The sequence below is a fragment of the Paenibacillus forsythiae T98 genome, assembly GCF_000520735.1.
Classification (GTDB): Bacteria; Bacillota; Bacilli; order Paenibacillales; family Paenibacillaceae; genus Paenibacillus_AQ; species Paenibacillus_AQ forsythiae.
On the sequence record NZ_ASSC01000860.1, the window covers coordinates 1 to 1,252 of the forward strand.

Below are 1,252 nucleotides of genomic sequence, written 5' to 3' on the forward strand. Positions count from 1 at the left end.
ACCTCTCCCGGCTGAAGGAGAACCCCTCCCCGGGGCAATACGGGCTGGTCTACACCGACAGCTCGGTCAAAGTGGGAGAAGTCCCGCTGCAATATGCTTTCAAGTTTAGCGAAGGAAAAGTCTCGTACTTCAAGCCCGGATTTACTGCACCGGAGTGGCATACCGACTATGTAGAATCGCAAGTGAAGAGCGCCACCCGCTTTACACTGTTCGGTTACGGGCTGCCTACTTTTGCGCTTGGCGTTCTGGCGTTAATCTACAGTATTCTCCGCCGGAAACACACTTCTTTTGCGCGCGGCGTCTTTTTAAGTATCGCCCACTTTGTCATTATGATGATCAGCACCTACAACATGCTGCCCGAAACGTCCGGCACGTCCTCGGTTGACAGGATCACGTCCGTCGTCATGTTCATCATCTATGCGCTGTACAGTCTGCTGATGTCCGCGCTGCTCTATTTCTCTCTCGTCGGCGGAAACGGCTTGTGGCGCAAGGAGGAAGGGCTGAATCCCTGGCCCCGCGCCAAAGAACCAGGCTATGGCCAATACGTCAAGAGCAGCGTCTACGCCGGTTATGTCTGGGCGTTCGTGCTGCTCGGCGTGCAAACGCTGATGTTTGTTATTTTACAGTACACGCTCCATAACTGGTCAACGACGGACTCTTCCCAGTCGCCCTACAATATGCGCTATGCCTGGCTGCTGCCGATCGTCGCCTGGCTGGCCGGATTATCCGAGGAGGCGGTCTACCGTCTGTTCGGCATCCGGATGCTGAAAAAAATCGTGCGCAGCACCCTGCTCGCCAGCCTGATCACGACCGTCATCTGGGCGTTCGGGCATACGCTCTATCCGATCTATCCGATCAGCTCCCGCCCGATTGAGCTGACGGTGATCGGCCTGCTGTTCAGCTATATTTTTCTGCGCTACGGCTTCATCGCCGCCATGTTCAGCCATGTCGTGTTCGACAGCGTTCTGATGGGTATTCCCCTGATCTTCATGCGGGAGCCGGTGAATGTGATCGCAGGCAGCATCACGATTATTATGCCGCTGCTCGTCGGCTACATTGTGTATCTGTTCAATCCGCCGGGCAAGGAGCGTCAGCCGCAATCCCCGGACCTTGGGCCGGAGCCCGGCCCAAATCCGGAACCGGGGCAAATCGTATAACGGCCCGGGCATGGAGAAACTTAACGGACGCTCACTTGGCGGGTAATCGAGTTAAATCATATGGCAGCAGCCCGGGAGCATCGGCTCTCGGGCTG

Annotated in this window: 1 protein-coding gene; it reads left to right on the forward strand. The window is 56.5% G+C overall.

The window, feature by feature from the left end:
• On the forward strand, positions 1–1,157 hold a 1,157-nt coding region (locus tag L692_RS0126115; RefSeq protein WP_025702835.1), incomplete at its 5' end, for a CPBP family intramembrane glutamic endopeptidase.
• Between the last annotated feature and the right edge of the window lie 95 nt (positions 1,158–1,252).